Source organism: Nocardia sp. NPDC101769 (assembly GCF_044766925.1).
Classification (GTDB): Bacteria; Actinomycetota; Actinomycetes; order Mycobacteriales; family Mycobacteriaceae; genus Nocardia.
Window position 1 is genome coordinate 571,341 of record NZ_JBIWMX010000002.1, and the last position, 26,557, is coordinate 597,897.

Annotated in this window: 1 protein-coding gene and 1 pseudogene; both read left to right on the top strand. The window is 70.6% G+C overall.

Annotated features, from left to right (window positions below):
• Positions 1 to 14 precede the first annotated feature (14 nt).
• A pseudogene (locus ACIRRA_RS05690) lies at positions 15 to 10,736 on the top strand (SDR family NAD(P)-dependent oxidoreductase); the annotation flags it as partial.
• On the top strand, positions 10,733 to 26,548 hold the full coding sequence (locus ACIRRA_RS05695) for an SDR family NAD(P)-dependent oxidoreductase (protein ID WP_402763521.1): 15,816 nt from the start codon (positions 10,733 to 10,735) through the stop codon (positions 26,546 to 26,548). The pseudogene ACIRRA_RS05690 and the gene ACIRRA_RS05695, both read left to right, overlap by 4 nt.
• Positions 26,549 to 26,557: the final 9 nt, after the last annotated feature.

Consider the following 26,557-nt stretch of genomic DNA (forward strand, 5'->3'; position numbering starts at 1 on the left):
CTGGAGTTCCACCGATGGCCGACAACGATGAACTACGCCGGTATCTGAAGAAGACCGCGAAAGAGCTCTACGACACCAAACAGCAACTGCGCGCACTCACCGACCGGTCGCGGGAACCGATCGCGATCGTCGGCATGGCCTGCCGGTACCCCGGTGGCGTGCGCTCGGCCGCGGACCTGTGGCGGCTCACCGCCGACGGCGTGGACGCCATCGGCGACTACCCGGCCGATCGCGGGTGGGACCTGGACCGGCTCTACAACCCGGATCCCGATGTGCCGGGCGGCATCTACACCCGCGACGGCGGATTCCTGGACTCCGTAGGCGATTTCGACGCGGCCTTCTTCGGCATCGGCCCGCGTGAGGCCGCGGCCATGGATCCGCAGCAGCGTTTGATGCTGGAGGCGTCCTGGGAGGCCCTGGAAGACGCGGGCATCGACCCGGTGTCGTTGCGCGGCAGCGACACCGGCGTGTTCGCCGGGGTCATCCATCAGAACTACGGGCCCCGCATCGGCGGGCCGAATATCAGCGCCGAGACCGAAGGACATGCCTACCTGGGTGTTTCGAACGCTGTGCTGTCCGGACGGATCGCCTACTCGTTCGGGCTCGAGGGCCCCGCCCTCTCTGTGGACACTGCCTGCTCGTCGTCGCTGGTGGCACTGCACCTGGCGTGTCAGGCGCTGCGGCAGGGTGATACGTCGCTGGCGCTGGCGGGCGGGGTGACCATCATGTCGGATCCCTCGCTGCTGATCGCCTTCGCCCGCCAGCGCGCCTTGTCGCCGGATGCGCGCTGCAAGGCGTTCGCGGCGGCCGCCGACGGCACCGGGTTCTCCGAGGGCCTCGGAGTGCTTGTGCTGGAGCGGCTTTCGGACGCCCGGCGCCACGGGCACACCGTGCTGGCGGTGGTGCGTGGCAGCGCCGTCAACCAGGACGGTGCGAGCAACGGACTGACCGCGCCGAATGGCCCGTCGCAGGAACGAGTCATCGCGGACGCGTTGGCGAATGCCGGGCTGGCACCGTCGGATATCGACGCCGTGGAGGCGCACGGCACCGGGACCATGCTGGGCGACCCGATCGAGGCGCGCGCCCTGATCCGCGTGTACGGCACCCGGCGCGAGGGTGCGCCGCTGCGGCTGGGATCGTTGAAGTCGAACATCGGCCACACCTCGGCCGCCGCGGGCGTCGGCGGCGTGATCAAGATGGTGCAGGCCATGCGCCACGGCGTGCTGCCCAAGACCTTGCACGTGGATGAGCCCACCCCGCACGTGGATTGGTCCGCGGGCACGGTGCGGCTGTTGCGCGACACCGAGCCGTGGCCGGCGGGGGAGCGGGTCCGGCGCGCCGGGGTGTCCTCGTTCGGGGCCAGCGGCACCAATGCCCACCTCATCCTCGAGGAAGCGCCCGCGCACCCGGCCGCGGAGGAAGACGCGAACCGGACCGATCCGGAGCCGACCGTCAAATCTATTGCGGCCGAGATTGTTCCGCTGTTGATCTCGGCGAAGTCCGAGGACGCGCTCCGCGCCCAGGCGGATCGACTACGACGGTGGCTGACCGAGCACCCCGACCTCGACGTGCGAGACGTCGCGTACTCCCTGGCAACCTCGCGGGCACAACTGGATCGGCGGGCGGTGGTCGTCGGGCAGGACCGCGATGGACTGCTGGCCGGTCTGATCGATCTGGCCGCGGGCTCGCCCGGCACGATCGAGGGCACCGCTGGTTCGGAGCAGACGGCCTTCCTGTTCACCGGACAGGGCGCGCAGCGAGTCGGCATGGGAACGGGCCTGTATCAGGCGTTCCCGGTGTTCGCCGCCGCGCTGGACGAGGTCTGCGCACAGTTCGATCCGCTGCTGGGCCGCTCGCTCAGAGACCTGATGTTCGCCGACCCCGAGGGCGGGCTCGATCGCACCGAGTTCACCCAACCGGCGCTGTTCGCGTTCGAGGTGGCCCTGTTCCGCCTGGTCGAATCCTTCGGTGTCACACCGGATCTGCTGATCGGACACTCTATCGGCGAGCTGGCGGCGGCCTACGCGGCCGGTGTGTGGTCGCTCGCGGACGCGTGCACGCTGGTGGCGGCCCGCGGCCGGTTGATGGGCGCGCTGCCGGTGGGCGGCGCGATGCTCGCGGCGGCGATCGGCGAAGGACGGGCCGTCGAGATCACCGCCGGTCTCGCCGACCGGGTGTCGATCGCGGCGGTGAACGGACCGTCCTCGACCGTGCTGTCCGGCGATGTCGAGGCGATCAACGAGCTCGAGCGGCTGCTGTCGGCCGAGGGCGTGAAGACGAATCGGTTGCGCGTCAGCCATGCATTCCATTCGGCGCGAATGGACCCGATGCTCGCCGAATTCCGCGCCGTGGCAGCGGGATTGACCTATCGGGAGCCGACGCTGCCGATTGTGTCGAATGTATCGGCGACCGTGGTCGGCGCGGAGCTGACCGATCCGGACTACTGGGTCGCGCAGCTGCGCGGCTGCGTCCGGTTCGCTCCCGGAATCGATGCGCTGGTGCAAGCCGGTGCCCGACGGTTCCTGGAGATCGGCCCGGATGCGGTGCTGGCGGCCATGACTCGCGGCTGTCTGGCCGAGCATCCGGAGATCGAGTCGGCGTCATCGGTGGCAGCGGCCGCCCGGCGCTCGGTCGACGCTGTCGAACAGTTCGTCACCGCCCTGGCCCAGGTGTATGTCGCCGGTGCGCGGGTGGACTGGCGGGCGTGGTTCGCGGGCCGGGACGCGTGTCGAATTCCCTTGCCCACCTATGCCTTCCAGCATCGTCGCTGCTGGCTGCCGAACGCCCTCGAGGCGTCGCCGTCCACCGACCATCCGATCCTGAGCGGAGTGATCGGGCTGGCGGGCAGCGACGAATGGCTGCTCACCGGCCGATTCTCGCTGCGCACCCACCCGTGGATCGCCGATCACCGCACCTACGGCGTGGTCGTGGTGCCGAGCGCGACCTTCATCGAATTCCTGCTCGTCGCGGGTCGCCGGATCGATTGCGGGGTGGTCGAGGAACTCACCCTGCAAGCGCCGATCCTGCCGACCGCCGACGACGAGGTCGAGGTGCAGGTGCTCGTGCAGGCCGCCGACGAGTCCGGGCGGCGACCGTTCGAGTTCTATTTCCGCCAGTCCCGCGACGCCGAGTGGATCCACAACGCCACCGGTGTATTCGGTGCCCGGTGGGAGAGCGATTCGGCGCTCGTGTCCCGCGTGCATGAGCAGGAATGGCCGCCGCTCGATGCCGAAATCGTCGACACCGCAGGACTTCCCGATCGGATCGCGCACCTCGCGGGGCTCGAGTACGGACCGGCGTTCCTGGGGGTGCGTGGCGTGTGGCACGCCGGGGACGCGGTGTACTCCGAGATCGCGCTGGACACCGATGCCGCGCCCGAGTTCGCCCGCCACGACCTGCACCCGGCCCTGCTGGACATGGTCATGCACGCCGGGTTCGCCGAATTACTATGGCGTGGAACGGATTCCGATGCCGATACCGGCAGGCTGCTGTTCCGTTGGGGCGGTGCGCGTTTGCACGGGCCGGCGGCGGGCAACCGGTGGCCGGCCGAGGTGAGCTCGCTGCGGGTCATCGCGGCCGCGACCGGGCCCGAGACCATCTCGGTCGCGGCGGTCGATCCGGACGGCACCCCGATCGTGTCGGTCGACGCGGTGGTGATGCGCCCCTACGACGTGAAGGAATTCCGCAGCGGCCTCGTCGGCGATGCGGCGGGCCTGTACCAGGTGCGCTGGGAGGCCATCGCGGCATCGGGCTCCGATGTCGTTGCGGCCGAGGATGTTCCCGGCTGGCCGGTGTGGCGAGCGACCGAGGCGGTCGAGGCGGTCGACGGCCCGGAATCGGTGCGTGCGGCCGTGCATGCCGCATTGGCGAAGCTGCGTTCCTTCCTCGCCGAGGAACGCGAGTCCGATGTCCGGCTGGTGGCGGTGACGACGGGTGCGGCGGGAGCGCGTGAGGAGACTCCCGATCCGGTCGCGGCCGCGGTGTGGGGACTGCTGCGCAGCGCACAGTCCGAGCATCCCGAACGGCTCGTTCTGGTCGACGAGGACCCGAGCCACCCGCTCGACGCCGACCGGATCGCGGCGGTGCTGCGCACGGGCGAGCCGCAGGCGGCGGTCCGCGGCGCGCAGATCCTGGTTCCCCGGCTGGTGCGCGCGTCCACCTCCGAGGTCCCGGCGACGTTCGGGGATGGAACGGTGCTGATCACGGGCGGCACAGGTGGATTGGGTGCGCTGTTCGCCCGCCATCTCGTCGCCGAGCACGGTGTGCGCGATCTGGTTTTGACCTCGCGTCGGGGACTCGATGCTCCCGGTGCCGCCGCCCTGTCCGCCGACCTGACGCACGCCGGGGCCGAAGTCCGGGTCGCCGCATGCGATGTCGCCGACCGCGACGCCGTGCGGAACCTGCTGGACTCGATCACCGGCTTGACCGCCGTCGTGCACACCGCCGGAATCCTGGACGACGGCACTGTCGAATCGCTGACCGATGACCAGGTGGACCGGGTGCTCGCCCCCAAGGTCGACGGCGCCTGGCATCTGGACGAACTCACCCGCGACCGGAAGCTGTCCGCATTCGTGATGTTCTCGTCGATCGCGACCGTGCTGGGATCCTCGGGCCAGGGCAACTACGCCGCCGCCAACGGCGTCCTCGACGCGCTGGCGCAGCGCCGCCGGGCAGCGGGCGCGGCCGCCACATCACTGGCCTGGGGTCCCTGGAACCAGGGCAGCGGCATGACCGACGGCCTGGACCGCGCGGCACTGGCGCGCTGGGACCGCTTGGGCCTGAGCCCGCTCGAAAACGCGGAGGGCACACGACTCTTCGACGAGGCGCTCGCCCACCCCGAGGCCCGTCTGGCACCGATCCGGTTCGACCCGACCGCCCTGCGCCGCGAGTCCGATGCCGACTCCGTCCCGGCGGTGCTGCGCGGATTCGTGCGGCAGACACCGCGTCCGGCCAAGCGGGCGGCCGTCGCCGCGGCGGGTTCGCTGGCCGCCCGGTTGGCCGGCGTGCCGGAAAACCGCCGTGGCGAACTGGTTCTGGAGGTCGTGCTGACCGAGGCCGCAGCGGTGCTGGGCCACGAGTCGGCCGCCGACATCCGGCCCACCCAGCGCTTCGACGAGATCGGATTCGATTCGCTCGGCGGCGTCGAATTCCGCAACCGCCTCGGCAAGGCCACCGGCCTGCAACTGCCTTCGACGCTGGTGTTCGATCATCCGACCCCGGCCGCCGTGGCCAAGCTGGTGCAGTCCCGCACCGAGCCGACGGCCGCCGCACCGGTCAAGAAGGCCGTGCGCCGGGTCCGCGCGGACGAGCCGATCGCGATCGTCGGCATGGCCTGCCAGTTCCCCGGCGGCGTCCGATCACCGGACCAGCTCTGGGATCTCGTCGCCTCCGGCACGGACGCCACCGGCGACTTCCCGTCGGATCGCGGCTGGGACCTGGAGCGCCTGTTCAACCCCGACCCGGACAAGCCCGGCACCGTCTACACCCGGCGTGGTGGATTCCTCTACAACGCAGGCGATTTCGATCCGGGATTCTTCGGCATCGGTCCCAAGGAAGCCTCGGCGATGGATCCGCAGCAGCGCCTGTTGCTGGAAGTCTCGTGGGAGGCCCTCGAGGACGCGGGCATCGACCCGACCTCGTTGCGGGGCAGCGACACCGGCGTCTATGTCGGCGCGGGCTTCTCCGGCTATGTCGACCGCGTCGCCGGTGACCTGGAGGGCTACCGCCTGACCGGCACCACGAGCAGCGTGATGTCCGGCCGCGTGGCCTACGTCCTCGGCCTCGAAGGCCCAGCCGTCACCGTGGATACGGCGTGCTCGTCGTCGCTGGTCTCGCTGCACCTGGCCTGTCAGGCACTGCGGCAGGGGGAGAGCGCGCTGGCGCTGGCGAGCGGAGTGACGGTCGCGGCCAGCCCGTACCTCTACGTCGATTTCGCACGCCAGCGCGGACTTTCGCCCGATGGCCGGTGCAAGGCGTTCTCCGCGTCGGCCGACGGCGTCGCCTTCGCCGAGGGCGTCGGCGTCCTGGTGCTCGAGCGGCTGTCGGACGCACAGCGGCTGGGGCACGACATCCTTGCCGTCGTGCGCGGCACCGCGGTGAACCAGGACGGCGCGAGCAACGGCCTGACCGCGCCCAACGGCCCCTCTCAGGAGCGGGTGATCGCGGCCGCGCTGGCCAACGCCGGACTCGAACCGTCCGATATCGACGCCGTGGAAGCCCACGGCACCGGAACGAGCCTGGGCGACCCGATCGAAGCCCAGGCGCTCATCGCCGCGTATGGGCAGGACCGCACGGGCGGGCCGCTGCGCATCGGATCGATCAAGTCGAACATCGGTCACACCGTGGCCGCGGCGGGCGTCGGCGGCGTGATCAAGATGGTGCAGGCGCTGCGGTACGAAACCCTGCCGAAGACACTGCATGCCGAGGAGCCGAGCCCGCATGTGGACTGGTCGGCGGGCGCGGTCGAGCTGCTGACCGAGGCCCAGCCCTGGCCCGCCGGCGGCCGGGTGCGGCGAGCGGGCGTGTCGTCGTTCGGTGTCAGCGGGACCAATGCCCACGCGATCCTCGAGGAGGCACCCGCCGCACCGGCGGTGGCGGCGGCACCGGCCGCCGAACGACCGCATGTGGTGGAGCCCTGGCTGATCTCGGCCAGGAACGAGACCGCCCTGCGGGCACAGGCCGCGAGACTTCAGCGCTGGCTGGTGGAGCGCCCCGACGCCGATCCGGCGGCGGTGGCGTATTCGCTCGCCACGACCCGTGCCCAGCACGAGTCCCGGGCGGCGCTCCTCGGCGGCGATCGCGAGGAACTGCTCGCACGCCTGGCCGGGCTGGCCGCCGGATCCGACACGGCCGGAGTCGTTTCCGGTGTGGTGGGGTCCGGCAAGACCGCCTTCCTGTTCACCGGTCAGGGCGCGCAACGGGTCGGCATGGGCGCGGGTCTCGCCGCGGCCTTCCCGGTCTTCGCCCAGGCATTGGACGAGGTGTGCGCCCGCTTCGCCCCGCTGCTCGGATGCTCCCTGAAACAAGCAATGTTCACCGGGCACCTGCTCGACGATCAGGGTGTCGCCGCGGAGACCGGCATCCTGGATCGGACGCGGCTGACTCAGCCCGCGCTGTTCGCCTTCGAGGTGGCACTGTATCGGCTGCTCGAATCCTTCGGTGTCACACCGGATGTCGTGATCGGGCACTCGATCGGGGAACTGGCCGCGGCGCATGTCGCCGGAGTGTGGTCCCTGGACGACGCGTGCACGCTGGTCGCCGCGCGCGGGCGGCTGATGGACGCGCTGCCCGAGGGCGGCGCGATGCTCGCGATCGCCGTGTCCGAGACCGAAGTCCGTTCGGCGATCGCCGAATTCGGTGATCGGGTCTCGGTGGCGGCGGTGAATGCGCCCGCGGCCGTGGTGGTGTCCGGTGACGAGGACGCCATCGACGAGATCGAACGGCGGTTCACCGAGACGGGCCGCAAGACGAACCGGTTGCGGGTATCGCATGCGTTCCACTCGCATCGCATGGACCCGATGCTGGCCGAGTTCGCGACCGTGGCAGCGAGCGTGACCTTCGATGCCCCACGGATTCCCTTGGTGTCCAATGTCTCCGGCGAGATCGCGGGCGACGAGATCCTGGATCCCGGTTACTGGGTGGCGCAGGTTCGCGACGCGGTGCGTTTCGCGCCCGGCCTGGAAACACTGGCGGCCTCGGGCGTGCGCCGGTTCCTCGAAGTCGGACCCGACGCGGTGCTGACGACGATGACCCGCCACACGCTGCCCTCCAAGATCGAGGACCGCTCGGTGGTCGCCGCGGCGGCCCGCCGCGACCACGACGAGGTCGAGCAGTTCCTGACCATGCTCGGCCGGGCGCACACCGCCGGTATCGCGGTCGACTGGAACCCCCTGTTCGCCGACCGGCGCATGCCGCGAGTCGCCCTGCCCACCTACGCCTTCGAGCATCGGCGGTACTGGCTCGAACCCGCGCCCGCCGCGCCCCGCAGTACGTCCGAGCACCCGATGCTCACCGACGTGGTGCGGGTGGCCGACCGGGACGAGTGGCTGTTCACCGGGCGGCTGTCGCTGCGCGCCCATCCCTGGATCGCCGACCACACCACCTACGGCGTGGTGGTCGTCCCGAGCGCCGCGCTCATGGAGATGCTGCTGGTCGCGGGCCGCCGGATCGGCTGCGGCGTCGTCGACGAGCTCATCCTCGAGACGCCGATCCTGCCGCCCGCCGACGGCGAGGTCGAACTCCAGGTGCTGGTGCGGGAGCCGGATGCGGCGGGACGCCGGGCGTTCACGTTCCACTACCGCCTGCCCGACGCCGGGGGCGAGTGGTCGCGCAATGCCAGTGGCGTCCTGAGCGGTTCGCAGCTGATCGACATCGGGCTCATGGACATGCTGCGCAATACGCCGTGGCCGCCGATCGCCGGCGAACCCGTGGACACCGACTGGATTCCGGCCCATGCGACGCGCGTCTCCGGGCTGGCCTACGGGCCCTCATTCCTGGGCATCGACGCCGCCTGGATCAGCGGGGACACCGCGTTCTCCGAGATCAGCTTGAACCGGGAGGTCCCGGCCGACGGGTTCCAGCTGCATCCGGGACTGTTCGACATGGTGATGCACGCTGGGCTCGCCGGTTTGATCTGGGGCGATCTCGGCAGCAATCCCGGCGAGGGCAAGCTGCTGTTCCGTTGGGGCGCAACGCAGTTCCACACCACCTCGACCGTGACGTCCCTGCGGGTGATGGCCGTCAGGCGCAACAGCGAGGCGATCGCCGTCGTGGCCGTGGACCAGCACGGCAATCCGGTGGTCTCCATCGACGAAGTGGTCATGCGCTCCTACGACGTGCAGCAGTTCCGCGCCACGCTGTCGGGCGGACAGGCGAGCCGGTACGGATTGCGGTGGGCGACCGCGGAGAACTCGGAGGGGCTCATCCCGGTTGGGAGCGCGGCCATGCTCGGTGCCGGGCAGGTGCCCGGGATCGACGAGCGGTACCCGGATCTGGCGGCGCTCGCCGCGGCACCGACGATCCCCGACATTGTCGTCTGGGCTGAAGCCTCTGTACCGCACGGTAATTCGACACCGTCCGCGAGCGATCGGGTGAAGGCGACCCTGCACTTGGTGCGCGACTGGCTCGCCGACGACCGGTTCGCGCGGTCGCGGCTGGTGGTGGTGACCGCAGGCGGCGCGGATCCGGCCTCGGCCGCGGTAGCGGGGCTGATACGTAGTGCTCAGACCGAATACCCGGATCGAACAGTGCTCCTGGAGCCGGACGAATCCGGTGGTGGGCGGTCGCTTTCGGTCGACTCGATCCGAGCGGCCGTCGCCACCGGAGAGCCGCAGGTCGCCCTGCGAGACGGACGTGTCCTGGCACCGCGCCTGGAAGCGGTGACATCGACTGCGGCCGAACAGATCTCGTTCGGGACCGGCACGGTGCTGATCACCGGCGGCACCGGGGGACTGGGTGCACTGCTGGCCCGGCATCTGGTCACGGCACACGGGGTACGGCGACTGTTGCTGGCATCCCGACGCGGCGAACATGCGGACGGTGCAACGGAACTCACGGACGAGCTGACTCGAGCCGGTGCCGACGTCCGGATCGCGGCCTGTGATGTCACCGACCGGGCCGCGCTGGCCGACCTGCTGGCGAGCCTGCCCGCGGAGCACCCGCTCACCGCCGTCGTGCATGCCGCGGGCGTCCTCGACGACGGCACGTTCCACACCCTCACCGACGACCAGATCGATCGGGTGTTCGCGCCCAAGGCCGAGGCGGCCTGGCATCTGCACGAACTCACCCGGGACCTGAACCTGTCGGCCTTCGTCATGTTCTCCTCGATCGCGGGTCTGATCGGTTCGGCGGGACAGGCGAATTACGCCGCCGCGAACAGCTTCCTGGACGCGCTGGCCCTGCGCCGCCGAGCCGAAGGGCTCCCGGCGCTCGCCTTGGCGTGGGGGCCGTGGGAGCAGGACCTCGGCATGACCGGTGAGCTGGACCACACCGCCGTGCACCGCATGGAGCGGCTGGGCCTGGCCCCGCTGACCCGCGCCGACGGCCTGCGACTGTTCGACGAATCGCTGACCACCGCCGAATCGGTGACCGCCCTGCTGCATCTGGATGCCGACAAGCTGCGGGTGGAAGCGCACGGCGGTCTGGTACCGGCGGTCCTGCGCGGATTCGTGCGCGGCCGCGGCCGCTCGCTCGCACAGTCGAATCCCGAACCGTCGCTGGGGGAGCGGCTGCAAGGCGTGGCCGAGGCCAAGCGCCGCGGGGTCGTGCTGGACCTGGTGCGCGAACACGTGGCGGCGGTGCTGGGTTACGGGTCGATCGACGACATCGGACCCGATCGCGGCTTCGACGACCTGGGCTTCGACTCCCTGGGCGGAGTCGAGTTCCGCAACCGGCTGGCACGGGCGACCGGGCTCTCCCTGCCCTCGACCCTGGTCTTCGACTACCCCAATGCGGGGGAGACCGCCGACTATCTGCTGGCGCAGGCCGCGGTGGCGGAACCCCCCGCAGCGCCGAACACCGTGGCGCACAGCGATATCGCGTGGCTCGAGGCACTGCTCGAACGCATCATCGCGGGCAGCGGCGACAGCGACGAGACCGTCGCCGCGTTGCGGGGCGTCGACGAACGCCTGCGCGCCCACCTGGGGGACAAATGGTCGGGAACCGAATACGAGGATCTCGAATTCCATTCCGACTCTGAACTTTTGGATCTGATCGACGAGGAGTTTGGCCCGGCATGAGCAACCCCGGCACCAGCAATGAAGAACGTCTCAGCCGGTATCTGCGCAAGCTGACCGGAGATCTGCGCACCGCCAAGAAGCAGATCCAGCAGTTCGAAGACCGTGCGGGCGAGCCGATCGCGATCGTCGGCATGGCCTGCCGCTACCCGGGCGGCGTCGACACTCCGGCCGGGTTGTGGGATCTGGTCGCCTCCGGCACCGACGCCGTCGGCCCCTTCCCGGCCGATCGCGGCTGGGACCTCGCGCGACTGTTCGACGCGGATCCGGAGCAGCCCGGCACCATCTACACCCGCGAGGGCGGATTCCTGGATGCGGCGGGCGATTTCGATCCGGGGTTCTTCGGCATCGCACCGCGCGAGGCCGCGGCCATGGATCCGCAGCAGCGGCTGTTCCTGGAAGCGGCCTGGGAAGCCTTGGAGGACGCGGGAATCGATCCGGCGTCGCTGCGCGGCGGTGACACCGGGGTGTTCGCCGGTGTCATCCACCAGGACTACGGGCCCCGCGTGGGTGCGCCCGGTCTGACCGCGGAGTCGGAAGGCCATGCCTACCCGGGTGTTTCGTCCAGCGTTCTGTCCGGGCGCGTCGCGTTCACCTTCGGGTTCAAGGGTCCGGCGCTGTCGGTGGACACCGCGTGCTCCTCGTCGCTGGTCGCCCTGCACCTGGCCTGCCAGTCGCTGCGTCAGGGGGAGACCTCGCTCGCGCTGGTCGGCGGCGTCACCGTGATGTCCGACCCCACCCTGCTGGTCGCCTTCGCCCGGCAGGGGGCGCTGTCGCCCGACGCCCGCTGCAAGGCATTCGCCGCGGGCGCGAACGGGACCGGATTCTCCGAGGGCCTCGGCATGCTCGCGGTCGAGCGGCTCTCCGACGCCCGCCGCAACGGCCACCGCGTCCTCGCGGTCATCCGCGGCAGCGCGGTCAACCAGGACGGCGCCAGCAGCCGCCTGACCGCCCCGAACGGTCCGTCGCAGGAGAAGGTGATAGCGGCTGCCCTCGCCCAAGCCGGTCTCACCCCCTCCGACATCGACGCCGTCGAGGCGCACGGCACCGGCACCAGCCTCGGCGACCCGATCGAGGCACAGGCCCTGATCGCCGCCTACGGTCGCGACCGCACCGGAGAGCCGCTGCGCATCGGCTCGCTCAAATCGAACATCGGCCACACCTCCGCGGCGGCCGGCGTCGGCGGCCTGATCAAGATGGTGCAGGCCCTGCGGCACGAAATGCTGCCCGCCACACTGCATGTCGATGCCCCGACCCCGCACGTGGACTGGTCGGCGGGAACCGTGCGCATCCTCACCGAGGCCGAGCCCTGGCCCGCGGGCGAGCGCGTGCGCCGCGCGGGCGTGTCCTCCTTCGGCGCCAGCGGCACCAACGCCCACGTGATCCTCGAGGAGGCCGCGGAGTTCGAGGAGACCACCTCCGCGCCGTCCGGCGACACCCGTGACGGAGACGCGCAGACCGACACGTCCAACGAGACCGCCGGTCGTGCGGCGCCGGGCGTTACATCGGAGGGGGCTGCCGGGCAGGGGGTGGCGATCGGTGTCACCCCGTGGCTGCTGTCGGCGAAGACCGAGGACGGGCTGCGGGGGCAGGCGGCCAAGCTATTGAGCTGGGTTACCGAAAATCCCGGTCCGACAGTCGATGACATCGGGTGGTCGCTGGTGACGACGCGCGCTCGGCTGGAGTGGCGGGGCGCGGTGGTCGCTGCGGACCGGGACGCGATGCTGGCCGGGTTGGCGGCGCTCGCCGAAAGCGGAACAGGGAACTCGGCCCGCGGTCTGGTGACCGGGCGAGCGGTGACGCGGAAGGCGGCGTTTCTGTGCACCGGGCAGGGCGCGCAGCGGGTCGGGATGGGACGTGAACTGTATGAGGCGTTTCCGGTGTTCGCGGGCGCGTTGGATGAGATCTGCGCGCAGTTCGATGCGCTGCTCGGCGGTTCGCTGAAGCAGGTGATGTTTACCGGGCAGACCGCGGAGGGCGGCGCCGACGGTGCGGAGGTTTTGAGTCGGACGGAGTTCACTCAGCCTGCGCTGTTCGCCTACGAAGTTGCGCTGAGTCGGCTGCTGAGCTCGTTCGGCGTCGCTCCGGATGTAATGGTCGGACATTCGATCGGTGAATTGGCCGCCGCCTACATCGCCGGGGTGTGGTCACTGCCGGACGCGTGCCGGTTGGTCGCGGCGCGTGGACGGCTCATGGGGCAGCTGCCCGAGGGTGGCGCGATGCTGGCCATTGCGGCGAGTGAGGACGAGGTCACCGAGGCACTCGTCGATGGAGTTGCCCTCGCGGCGGTGAATTCGCCCGAGGCCGTGGTGGTCTCAGGTGACGAGGATGCGGTCGCGGCGCTCGAGCGGCTGTTCGCGGACCGGGGGCGCAAGACCTCGCGGTTGCAGGTGTCGCACGCGTTCCATTCGCATCGGATGGATCCGATGCTCGCCGAGTTCGAGGCCGTCGCGCGGGAGGTGACTTACCGGCGGCCGCAGATTCCGCTGGTGTCGAATGTGTCCGGCCGGATCGCCGGAGACGAGGTGCTGGAACCCGCCTACTGGGTCCGGCAGGTGCGGGAGGCCGTTCGGTTCGCGCAGGGCGTGGACAGCCTGGCGGCCGCGGGTGTGCGCCGATTCCTCGAAATCGGCCCGGATGCGGTGCTGGCGGCCATGACCCGGCAATGCCTGCCCGAGGAGCTCGAGGCGCAGTCGCTGGTGGTGGCCGGGGCGCGTCGCGGACACAAGGAGGTCGAGCAGTTCGTGCGCTGCCTGGCGTCCGCGCATACCGCCGGTATCGATGTCGACTGGACCGCGTTCTTCGCCGATCGTGCGACGACACGAGTGTCTTTGCCCACTTACGCGTTCCAACGCCGCCGCTACTGGCTGGAGACCTCGATCGGCGCGGCCGGTGTGGAATCGGTCGGCCTGGGTGCGGTGCAGCATCCGCTGCTGGGCGCGGTGGTCTCGGTGGCGGAGTCCGGTGACGTGCTGCTGACCGGTCGGCTGTCGGTGGCGACCCAGCCGTGGCTGGCCGATCACGTGGTCGCCGGGTCGGTGCTGCTGCCGGGGACCGGTTTCGTGGAGCTGGCGTTGCGCGCCGGCGCGGTGGCCGGGAGCCCGGCCATCGAGGAACTGACCTTGCAGGCCCCGCTGCTGTTGCCCGCGGCGGGTGGCGTGCAGATCCAGGTCGTCGTGGCCGGACCCGAATCCGAGTCCGCGCAACGGCCGATCTCGATCTACTCCCGTGGTGAAGACGACCACGACGGGCTGTGGGTGCTCAATGCGCGCGGCGTGCTGACCGAGCAAATCGACACGGCCGCAGCCGAATCGGATGCATGGCCGCCGGCCGACGGCGCGCTCGATATTCCCGCCGCGTACACGGGCCTGCTGGCGCGCGGCTACGACTACGGTCCGGCCTTCCAGGGTGTGCGGGCGATGTGGCGGCACGACGGCGAGGTGTTCGCCGAGATCGCCGTAGACGCGGAAACCGGAGTGCGCGCCGAGGGATTCGGTATCCATCCGGCGCTGCTCGATGCCGCCATGCACGCGGGCCTGCTGGCCGGTGTGCTCGACAGCGATGCGGGAGAGCAGGACTCGCCGTTCACGATTCCGGCCGGACAGCTGGTACTGCCGTTCTCGTGGCAGTCGGTGTCGCTGTACGCGACCGAAACTCCGACGCTGCGTGTGCGTCTGACCACTGTCGGATCCTCGGTGTCGGTCTCGGCGGCCGACGAGCAGGGGCACCCGGTGCTGTCGGGAACGCTGACGACCCGATCGATGCCACTGCAACAGCTCACCGCGACCGCGAGCGGCCGGGTCGAGCCGATCCTCGAACTGGTGTGGTCGCCAACCACATCCGAACCCACGACGGTGGATGCGGGTGCACCGACCGTGATCGAGGCCGGATCCGGCTGGACCGATCAGCCCGGCACCGACGTGGTGGCCACCACCCACGACGAGGTCGCACGGATTCTCGCGGCGGTGCAGGAGTGGCTGGCGCAGGACGGGTCCGTCTCGAACACCCTGGTGATCGCGACGCGCGGCGCGGTCGCGCTGCCCGGTGAAGACCTCACCGACCTCCCCGGTGCCGCCGTGTGGGGCCTTGTGCGCTCCGCGCAGACCGAGGAACCGGGCCGAATCATCCTGGTGGATGCGGACACTCACGTCGATGAGAGTCTCGCGGCGGCGATCCTCGCCGTCGGCGAGACCCAGGTGGTCGTGCGCGGCGGGGTCACCCACACGGCTCGGCTCAGCCGGCCCGGCAGCATCGATACCGTTGCGGCCGACCATGACTCTTCCGCCTTCGGGACCGGCACCGTCCTGATCACCGGTGGCACCGGTGGCCTGGGAGCGGTCGTGGCCCGGCACCTTGTGGTCGAACACGGTGTGCGGTCGCTGCTCCTGGCGAGCCGTCGCGGTCCGCACGCCGACGAAGTGGCGGAGCTGTGCGCCGAACTCGAGCAGCTCGGCGCGCAGGCGCGAGTGGTGGCCTGCGACGTCACCGATGCGGATGCGGTCGCCCGCCTGGTGCACGACGTGCCCGCCGAATCGCCGTTGACGGCCGTGATCCACGCCGCGGGTGTGCTCGACGATGGAATCGTCGGGTCTCTGACCGCACAGCGCATCGATGCGGTGCTGGCGCCCAAGGCGGATGCCGCGTGGCATCTGCACCGGGCCACCGCGGAACTGAATCTTGCCGCGTTCGTGGTGTTCTCGTCGGTCTCGGGCGTCGTCGGCGGACCCGGGCAGGCCAACTACGCGGCCGCGAACACCTTCCTCGACGCGCTGGTGACCCACCGCCGGGCACACGGCCTCGCCGCACAGTCTCTGGCGTGGGGACCGTGGGCGCGTTCGAGCGGTATGGCCGGGCATCTGGGTGCCGCCGATGTGGCCCGGATGAGCCGGGGCGGATTCACCGCGATCTCCGACGAGCAGGCATTGGCCGCGTGGGACGCGGTGCTCACCCGAAACACGGCACACGCGGTGATCGCCACGCTCGACACCGCCGCGCTGCGCGCCCAGGCCGAGGCCGGCCTGCTGCCCCCGCTGCTGCGGGCGCTGGCCCCGGCGGTCCGGCGTCGAGCGGCCACCTCCGCAGTGGCATCCGGTCTGCGGCAACGGCTTTCCGGCCTGGATGCGGACCGTCAGCGTCGGACGGTGCTCGAAACCGTGCGCACCCACATCGCGGCCGTGCTCGGCCACGACAGCGTGTCCGCCATCGATCCCGATCGCGCGTTCCAGGACCTGGGACTGGATTCCCTGAGCGCTGTCGAGCTGCGCAACCGGCTCAAAACCGCGACCGGACTGTCGCTTCCGGCCGCAGTGGTCTTCGACTACCCGACGCCCACCGCCCTCGCCGGATACCTGACCGACGAATTGACCGGCACCGCACAGGACATCGTGACGACCGCCGGACGGGCCGTCGACGACGACCCGATCGCGATCGTCGGCATGGCGTGCCGGTACCCGGGCGGCGTCGCCTCACCCGAGGACCTCTGGACGCTGGTCGCCGACGGGATCGACGCCACCACGCAGTTCCCGGTCAATCGCGGCTGGGACGCCGAGCGCCTCTACGACCCGACCGGCGAGACACCGAACACCACCTACACCCGCGAGGGCGGATTCCTGCACTCCGCGGGCGAATTCGATCCGGCCTTCTTCGGCATCAGCCCCAATGAGGCTGCCGGCATGGACCCCCAGCAGTTCCTGCTGCTGGAGACCACCTGGGAAGCCCTGGAACGGGCCGGAGTCGATCCGGCGACGCTGCGCGGCAGCGCCACCGGCGTCTTCTCGGGCATGATGTATCACGACTACCCGGGCAACTCGAACTCCGGATCCATTGTCTCGGGCCGGGTTTCGTACATCCTCGGCCTGGAGGGGCCGTCGGTCACCGTGGACACGGCGTGCTCGTCGTCGCTGGTGGCCCTGCATCTGGCGGCACAGTCGCTGCGGTCGGGGGAGTCCGACCTCGTGCTGGCCGGCGGCGTGTGCGTCATGGCCTCGCCGGAGACCTTCGTGGAATTCAGCAAGCAGCGCGGACTGGCCCCCGACGGGCGGAGCAAGTCCTTCGCCGATGCCGCGGACGGCGTCGCCTGGTCCGAGGGCGCGGGTGTGCTTGTGCTGGAACGGCTTTCCGATGCCCGCCGAAACGGTCATGAGGTACTGGCGGTGATCGCGGGTTCGGCAGTCAACCAGGACGGCGCGTCCAACGGTTTGACCGCGCCCAACGGTCCCTCGCAGCGGCGGGTCATCCGGCAGGCCCTCGCGAATGCCGGAGTCTCGTCGGCCGACGTGGACGTGGTCGAAGCCCATGGCACCGGAACGACTTTGGGTGATCCGATCGAGGCGCAGGCGATTCTGGCGACCTACGGTCAGGATCGTGCCGAGGACAGGCCGCTGTGGCTGGGGTCGTTGAAGTCCAATATCGGTCACTCCCAGGCCGCGGCGGGCGTGGGTGGCGTGATCAAGATGGTCATGGCCATGCGGCACGGTGTGCTGCCGCGCACCCTGCACGTGGACAAGCCTTCCACGAAGGTGGATTGGTCCGAAGGCAATGTGCGCCTGCTGACCGAGGCCGTGTCGTGGCCGGAGGCGGATCGTCCGCGTCGTGCCGGTGTGTCCTCCTTCGGCATCAGCGGCACCAACGCCCACGTCATCATCGAGCAGGTTCCGGCCGCCGAACCCATCCGGGCCGCGGCCGCCGAAACCGCCCCGGCCGCAGGGTCGTTGGTGTGGGTGATCTCGGCGCGCGGCCGTGAGGCGCTCGCCGGTCAGGCCGGACGGCTGGCCTCCGCGGTCGCCGACCGCGACCTCGATCCCCGGGATGTCGGCTTCTCGCTGGTGTCCACGCGCAGCGTCTTCGAGCATCGCGCGGTCGTGCTGGGCGACAACCGTGCCGGTCTGCTCTCTGGCCTGTGGGCACTGGCCGAGGATGCGCAGGCACCCGGTGTCGTGACCGGCCGTGTGATGCCGGGCTCCACGGCGATGGTGTTCTCCGGTCAAGGCGCGCAGTGGGCCGGCATGGCCACCGCACTGTGTGCGGAGTACCCGGTGTTCGCCGAGGTGTTCGATGAAATCGTCTCGCGGTTGGAACCGCTTCTGGGACAACCTGTTTCGCTGAGCGCGGCGCTGGCCCCCGAGGAATCGGTCGATGCGACGGTGTTCGCGCAGGCCGGGCTCTTCGCGTTCGAGGTGGCGCTGTTCCGGCTGCTCGAATCCTGGGGCGTGCGCCCCGACGTGGTGGCCGGTCACTCGATCGGTGAGATCGGCGCCGCGCATGTCGCGGGCGTGCTGTCACTGGACGACGCGTGCGTCCTGGTGGCGGCGCGCGGCCGGTTGATGCAGGCACTGCCCACCGGCGGCGCGATGGTCGCCGTCGGCGCTTCGGAAGCGAACGTGCTGCCCCTGCTGACCGCCGGGGTGTCGATCGCGGCGATCAACGGGCCCTCGTCGGTGGTGCTCTCCGGCGTCGAGGACGCGGTCCTGACCGTCGTCGAGCGCTGTGCCGAACACGGTTGGCGCACACACCGTCTGCGGGTCTCCCACGCCTTCCACTCGGCGCTGATGGACCCGATGCTCGGCGAATTCGCCACCGCGATAGCGGGTTTGACCTTCCGGCGGCCGAACCTCCCGCTCGTGTCCACCGTCACCGGCACCCTGGTCGTCGATGAGATGACCGATCCGGCGTACTGGGTCGGGCAGGTCCGCGGGACCGTCCGATTCGCCGACGCCGTGGTCACGGCCGCGGGAATGGGTGTGTCGCGGTTCGCCGAGGTCGGACCCGACGCGGTGCTGACGCCAATGGTCGCCCAGACCCTCGACGGCGGACAGGCGATCGCCGTGGCGCTGGCGCGCCGCACCCACGCCGATGCGACCACGCTGATCAACGGCGTGGCCGGGCTGTTCGTCTCCGGCGCGCGCGTCGAGTGGACCGCCCTGTACGCCGGCACCCGTGCACGCCGAATCGACTTGCCCACCTACGCCTTCCAGCACGACCGTTTCTGGAGCGATGCCCGCCGGGCGCTGGCCAAGTCGTGGCTGGGCGCGGAACTGGGCGGGGTGACCGCCGTCGGGCTCGACGCGGTGGATCACCCGCTGCTCGGTGCTGTCGTGGCGCACCCGGAGTCGGGTGGGGTGAGCTTCACCGGCCGGTGGTCCCTCGATTCGGTCGATTGGCTGGCCGACCACAGCGTGCACGGCGTCGTGCTGCTGCCCGGCACCGGATTCGTCGAGCTGGCTGGTTATGTCGGCGGCCAGCTGGGCTGCGACATGGTCGACGAACTGGTCCTGCACACCCCCTTGACGATGCCCGCCGAGGGCAGTGTCGCGGTCCAGGTCGTGGTGGCCGCCGCGGACGACGCCGGTCGGCGTCGCCTGACCGTCCATTCCCGGCAGACTGCGGCCGACCCGTGGGTGCTGCACGCCGAGGGCAACCTCTCCCACGCCGACGCGGTGGCCGATTTCGAGCTGGCGGCCTGGCCGCCGATCGGTGCGGAGCCGCTGGATGTCGATGGCGCGTACGACATTCTGCTCGACGTCGGGTACGAGTACGGCCCGTTCTTCCAGGGGCTGCGGGCGGCATGGCGGCGCGGCGAAGAGTTGTTCGCCGAGGTCGCGTTGCCGGATCCGCAGCAGGCCAAGGGATTCGGTATTCACCCGGCACTGTTCGACTCGGCGCTGCACGCCGGGATCATCCACGAACGCAAGGGCCGCGACGCGGTGCTGCCCTTCGCCTGGAATCGGGTGGTGCTGCATTCGCCCGGCGCGGCCGCCGTGCGCGTGCGCAGCGTGCCCGTGGGCGACAACTACGCCGTGCAGATCGCCGACGAGCGCGGTCGTCCGGTGTTGTCGGTGGGCACCTTGGTTTCTCGACCCGTCTCGGCCGAGCGACTGGGCGCGGACCGGGTGTCGGAGTCGCTGTTCGGCGTGCAGTGGGTCACCGTCGCGAACCCGTCGGCGGGCACCTCCGACCCGGCGCGGGTGGCGTTCCTCGCCGACCTCGAGGCGGATCCGGAGGCGGTGGTCCCCGAGGTCGTGCTGTACGAGTGCCCCCGCCACGACGGTCCGCCGATCGAGGCGGCACGACTGGCCGCGACCGATGTCCTCGACACCATCCGGCGTTGGCTGCCCGATTCCCGCTTCGCCGATGCCCGGCTGGTCGTGGTGACCAGACAGGCTGTGGCGGTGGCCGAATCCGAGCAGGTGCGCCTGGATCAGGCACCGGTGTGGGGTGTGCTGCGCGCCGCGCAGGCCGAACACCCCGGTCGATTCCAGCTGCTGGACCTGGACCAGGACGGCGATCCGCGGTCCGTCGCCACCGCGGCGGCGGCGCTCGCCGGGGAACCCGAGGCGAGCCTGCGCGGCACGACCGTGTCGGCTCCCCGGCTGGCCCGCCACGCGGTGGGCACGAACGTTCGCCCGATCGACACGGGCACGGTCCTGGTGACCGGCGGCACCGGCGGCCTAGGTGCGGTGATCGCCCGTCACCTGGTCGCCGAACACGGTGTGCGCCACCTGCTTCTGACCTCTCGACGCGGTCCGGACGCCCCGGGTGCGGCCGAGTTGCGTGACGAGCTGGCGGAGCTCGGCGCGCAGGCCACCATCGCCGCCTGCGATGTGTCGGATCGGTCGGCACTGGCCGCGCTGCTCGACGGCATCTCCGCCGAGCATCCGCTGACGGGTGTGGTGCACGCGGCGGGAACCGCCGATAACGGTGTGATCGAGTCGATTACGGCCGACCGGATCGACGCGGTGTTCCGCCCCAAGGTCGATGCGGCCTGGCACCTGCACGCGCTCACCCGCGAGCACGCGCTGTCGCTGTTCGTCCTCGTGTCGTCGGCGGGCGGCTTGGTGCTGGCCGCCGGTCAGGCCAATTACGCTGCGGCCAACGTCTTCCTGGACGCCCTCGCCGCACACCGCCACGAACTGGGGCTGCCCGCGACCTCGATCGACTACGGCCTGTGGGCGCGCTCGAGCGGCCTCGGCGTCGAACTGTCGGAGGAGGACTTCGACCGGATGCGCCGGCAGGGCTTCCCGCCACTGACCGAGGCCGAAGGTCTGGCGCTCTTCGACGCGGCGATCGCCACCGACCGCGCGCAGCTGGTGGCGCTGCGGGTCGACCCGGCCGTGCTCCGCACCCGGGGTGGGCAGCTCCCGGCGCTGGTTCGCGCGCTCGTACCGAACCCGGTGCGCCGCAACAACAATCGAAACGCGGCGGGTCAAGCGTTCGCGCGGCGGCTGGCGGGACTGTCGGAGGCCGATCGCGCCACCGCGTTGGTCGAGCTCGTCCGCTCGACGGCCGCCGGCATCCTCGGACACGCCTCGCCCGAGGCGGTCGAACCCCAGCAGGCATTCCAGAATCTCGGGTTCGACTCGTTGAGCGCCATCGAGTTCCGCAACCAGCTCAATGCCGCCACCGGTCTGCAACTGCCCGCCACGCTCGTCTTCGACTACCCCAACCCGCAATCGGTCGCCGAGTTCATCGGCGCCCAACTCACCGGTGTCGAGGTCGTCGAGCAGGCCGTGGTCAGCCGCGTCCGCGCCGGCGACGAGCCGATCGCCGTGGTGGCGATGGCCTGCCGCTATCCCGGCGGGGTCGCCTCACCGGAGGACCTGTGGAATCTGGTCGCCTCGGGCGGTGACACCACCGGGGACATGCCCGCCGATCGCGGCTGGGACGTCGAGGGCATCTACGATCCCGAACCCGGCAAGGCGGGCAAGACCTACGCCCGGCAGGGCGGATTCCTGTACGGGGCAGCCGAATTCGACGCCGATTTCTTCGGCATCAGTCCCAACGAAGCCACGATGATGGATCCGCAACAGCGGATGCTGCTGGAGGTCTCCTGGGAGGCGCTCGAACGCGCCGGAATCGACCCGGCCATGCTGCGCGGCAGCGCCACCGGAGTGTTCACCGGACTGATGTACCACGACTACGCCCAGTCGACCGGCACCGGTAACGGCGCCGCGGGCAGTCTGGCCTCGGGCCGGGTCTCCTACACGTTCGGTCTCGAAGGGCCGTCGGTCACCGTGGACACGGCGTGCTCGTCGTCGCTGGTGGCCATGCATCTGGCCGGGCAGTCCCTGCGGTCGGGGGAGTGCGATCTGGCCCTGGCCGGTGGCGTCGCCGTGATGGGAAGCCCCGACATGTTCCTCGAGTTCAGCCGCCAGCGCGGCATCGCCCCGGACGGTCGCTGCAAGTCCTTCGCAGAGGCGGCCGACGGCGTCGGCTGGGCCGAGGGCGCCGGTGTCCTTGTGCTGGAACGGTTGTCGGATGCCCGCCGCAATGGCCATGAAGTGCTCGCGGTGATCGCGGGTTCGGCGGTGAATCAGGACGGCGCCTCCAATGGCTTCACCGCGCCCAACGGTCCCTCGCAGCGCCGGGTCATCCGGCAGGCGCTGGCCAATGCCGGGGTGTCCCCGGCCGAGGTCGATGTGGTCGAAGCCCACGGCACCGGAACGACTCTGGGTGATCCGATCGAAGCGCAAGCACTGCTGGCCACCTACGGACAGGGCCGCGACGAGGACCGTCCGCTGTGGCTGGGCTCGTTGAAGTCCAATATCGGTCACGCCCAGGCCGCCGCGGGCGTGGGCGGCGTGATCAAGATGGTCATGGCCATGCGGCACGGTGTGCTGCCGCGCACCCTGCACGTGGATCAGCCCTCCACGAAGGTGGATTGGTCCGAAGGCAATGTGCGCCTGCTGACCGAGCCGGTGGCCTGGCCGGAGGTGGATCGTCCGCGGCGCGCGGGCGTGTCCTCGTTCGGGCTCAGCGGCACCAACGCGCACCTCATCGTGGAGCAGGCCCCGGCGGCGACTCCGGCAGCGGCGCCCGCGGCCGAATCCGGTCCGGCCCGCGGGTTCACCCCGTGGGTGATCTCGGCGCGCAGCGCCGAGGCGCTCGCCGCTCAGGCCGCCCGATTGGCATCGCAGGTGGGCGAGCAGGATTCGGTCGATGTCGGCTTCTCGCTGGCATCCACCCGCGCCGTGTTCGAACATCGCGCGGTCGTCCTCGCCGACCACCGTGCCGAGCTGCTCGCCGGAGTGCGGGCGCTGGGCCGCGCGGAATCCGTTCCGAGCGTGGTGTCCGGTCGTGCGGTGTCCGGGACGACGGGTCTGGTGTTCTCGGGTCAGGGCGCGCAGTGGGCGGGCATGGCCACCGCATTGCGAGCCGCGTATCCGGTGTTCGCCGAGCACTTCGACTCGATCATCGCCCAGCTGGATCCGATGCTGGCACAACCGGTTTCGCTGAGTGTGGCGCTGGCCTCCGAGGACCTGGTCGATCGGACCGTGTTCGCGCAGGCGGGGTTGTTCGCATTCGAGGTGGCATTGTTCCGGCTGCTCGAATCCTGGGGTGTGCGCCCCGATATGGTGGCCGGTCACTCGATCGGTGAGATCGGCGCCGCGCACATCGCGGGCGTGATGTCGCTGGCGGACGCGTGTGTGCTGGTGGCGGCGCGTGGCCGGTTGATGCAGGCGCTGCCCGCCGGTGGCGCAATGGTCGCGGTCGGTGCCTCGGAGTCCGATGTGCTGCCGTTGCTCACGGGTGAGGTGTCGATCGCGGCGGTCAACGGTCCGTCGTCGGTGGTGCTCTCCGGTGTCGAGGCCGACATCGCCGCCGTGGTCGATCGTTGCATCGAACATGGTTGGCGCACACACCGTTTGCGGGTCTCGCACGCGTTCCATTCGGTGCTGATGGACCCGATGCTCGAGGAATTCGCCGACGCGATAGCGGGTTTGACGTTCACGCGGCCCAGCCTTCCGCTGATCTCCACGGTGACCGGTGCCCGGATCACCGACGAGATGACCGATCCGGCGTACTGGGTCGGACAGGTCCGCGGCACCGTCCGCTTCGCCGATGCGGTTGCCACGATGGCGAAGTCGGGCGTGGCCCGGTTCGCCGAAGTCGGGCCCGAGGCCGTGCTCTACCCGATGGTCAACCAGATCCTCGACGCCATGGACGCGGCGGCGCCGCCGACCGTGGTCGCGCTGGCGCGCCGGGATCACGCCGATGTCGCCACCGTGCTGGCCGGTGCGGCCGGGCTGTTCGTCTCCGGCGCGGACCTCGACTGGGCGGGTATGTATCCGGCCGGGGCGCGGCGAATCGACCTGCCCACCTACGCCTTCCAGCGCCGCCGCTACTGGATGCGCGAGGGATCGGCCGGTGGCGGTGACGCCCGGTCGATGGGTCTGGCGACCACCGGACACCCGCTGATCTCCGCGGTGGTATCGCAGCCGGACTCCGGCGCGGTCATCCTCACCGGCCGCCTGTCGGTGCAGTCGCATCCGTGGCTGGCCGATCACCGGGTGCTGGGCACGGTGCTGGTCCCCGGAACCGGTCTGGTCGAACTCGCACTGCACGCCGGGGAACAGGTGGACTGCTCGACCCTCGAGGACCTGGTCCTGCGGGCCCCGCTGGTGCTGCCGGAGTCCGCGGGCGTCGCGGTGCGCGTCACCGTCGGGGCGGCCGAGGAGTCGGGCCGGCGCGCGGTGCGGATCTTCTCCTGCCCCGAGGCGGGAGTCGAGGTGGCCGCCACGTGGACCCTGCACGCCGAGGGCGCGCTCGCCCCCGCGGCCGCGGCCGCCGCCGTCGACCTCGTGGCATGGCCGCCCGTCGGCGCGAAGGCGCTGGACGTCGAGGGCGTCTACGACGATCTGCTCGACGCCGGATACGGGTACGGTCCGTTCTTCCAAGGTCTGCAAGCGGCCTGGCAGCGCGGCGACGAGGTGTTCGCCGAGGTCGCGCTGCCGGATGCGCAGGACACCGAGGGATTCGGAATCCATCCGGCGCTGCTCGATTCCGCGGTGCACGCGCTGCGGTTGACCGGCGACCTGTCGGCGGACAACGGTGTCGCCTTGCCGTTCGAGTGGTCCGGTGTCACCGTGCACGCGGCCGGCGCGGATACGTTGCGGGTGAGGCTCATCCGCCTCGGTGAGAGCTCGCTGTCGATGGACCTCGCCGACTCGACCGGCGCGCCGGTGGCGACCGTGCGGAATCTGGCCTCCCGGGTCATCGATCCCGCGCAGCTCACCGCCGCCGCGTCCATTGTCGATACCGCGTCGTACCAGGTGGATTGGACGCCGATCACGGTGTCGGGTGCCCCGGTCGACAGCGTGACGTGGGCGGATCTCGGCGACGAGGTGCCGGCCGCGGTGGTGTGGGACTGCCCCGCGGGCAATGAGCCCGACGCTGTGCGGTCCGCGACTCACATTGTGCTGCACATACTCCAGACCTGGACCAGCGATCAGAGGTTCGGGGACGCCGCACTGGTGGTCCGGACACGCGGTGCGGTTTCGGTTGCGGGGGAGGACATTACGAACCTCGCCGGTGCCGCGGTGTGCGGCTTGGTGCGTTCCGCGCAGGCCGAGAACAGCGGCCGGATCGTCCTGATCGACAGCGACGCTGAGCTGGGCGGGCTGCTCGGCGCGATCCTGGCCACCGAGGAATCCCAGGTGGCCGTGCGCGGTGGGCAGGTGTACACCCCGCGGCTCGTGCGCACGGTGGCCACCTCTTCGGCTCCGAGTCCGGCCTTCGAGCCGGACGACACTGTGCTGATCACCGGTGCCAGCGGTTTCCTCGGCGGGCTGTTCGCCCGCCACCTGGTCGCCGCCCGCGATGTCCGTCACCTGCTGCTGATGAGCAGGCGCGGTGAATCCGCCCCCGGCGCAACCGAATTGCGGGCGGAATTGCAGGAGCTCGGGGCCGAGGTCTCGTTCGCCGCTTGTGATGTCGCAGACCGTGGCGCGCTGGCGGAGGCGCTGGCCGCTGTACCCGCGGATCGACCGCTCGCCGGTGTGTTCCACACGGCCGGCGTGCTCGACGACGGCGCGATCGCCTCACTGACCTCGGAGCGGCTGGATACGGTGCTGCGGCCCAAGGTCGATGCCGCCCTGCACCTGCACGAGCTGACCGCCGATCTGCCCTTGAAGGCATTCGTGCTGTTCAGTTCCGCGGCCGGTGCTTTCGGCAGTCCCGGCCAGGGCAACTACGCCGCGGCCAACGCCTGCCTGGACGCATTGGCGGTACACCGCAAGGCATCCGGGCGCAGCGGGCAGTCCCTCGCCTGGGGTCTGTGGAGTTCGGACGGCGGCATGGCCGCCGAGCTCAGCGATGTGGACCGGCGACGGATGTCGCGGTCGGGCATGCTGCCGCTGTCGGCGGAACAGGGCCTGGCACTGTTCCACGCCGCCAGCGAGATCGGCACGGCCGCACCGGTTCTCGCGCGTCTGGACCTGGAGAGCCTGCGCGGTGCGGGATTCGCGGCGACCCTGCTGTCCGGCCTGATCCCGGCGCGCCGCAAGTCGACCGCGGGCGCGGCGGACGCGCTGCGCGCCCGGCTGGCCACCACTCCCGAGGGTGCGCGCCGCGGCGTGTTCGTCGACCTCGTCCGGACTCAGATCGCGGCGGTGCTCGGTCATGCGAACGCGAACGCCATCGCGGCCGATCGGGCGTTCAACGAGCTGGGCTTCGATTCGATCACCGCGGTCGAATTCCGCAATGCCCTCAAATCGATTACCGGCCTGCGGTTGCCGGCGACCCTGGTGTTCGACTATCCGTCACCGCAGGCGCTGGCCGGATACCTGGCCGAGGAGTTCACCGACACTCGCGCCCCCGAGGCGTCGGCGGACCCGTCGGACAACGACATTCGCCAGGCCCTGTACACGATTCCCGTCGCGCGGCTGCGCGAGGCGGGTCTGCTGGATGCCCTCATGAAGCTCGCACACGGGCCCGAAACTCAGGACGAGACCGATCGCGCCGTCACCGAGGAGTCGATCGACGACCTCGATATCGACGATCTGATCGACCTGGCTTACATCAACTCGTCCGAGGACTGAAAGAAGAGC

Coding starts and splice junctions, on each gene's coding strand:
- ACIRRA_RS05695 (WP_402763521.1), top strand. CDS start 10,733: ATGAGCAACCCCGGCACCAGCAATGAAGAACGTCTCAGCCGGTATCTG.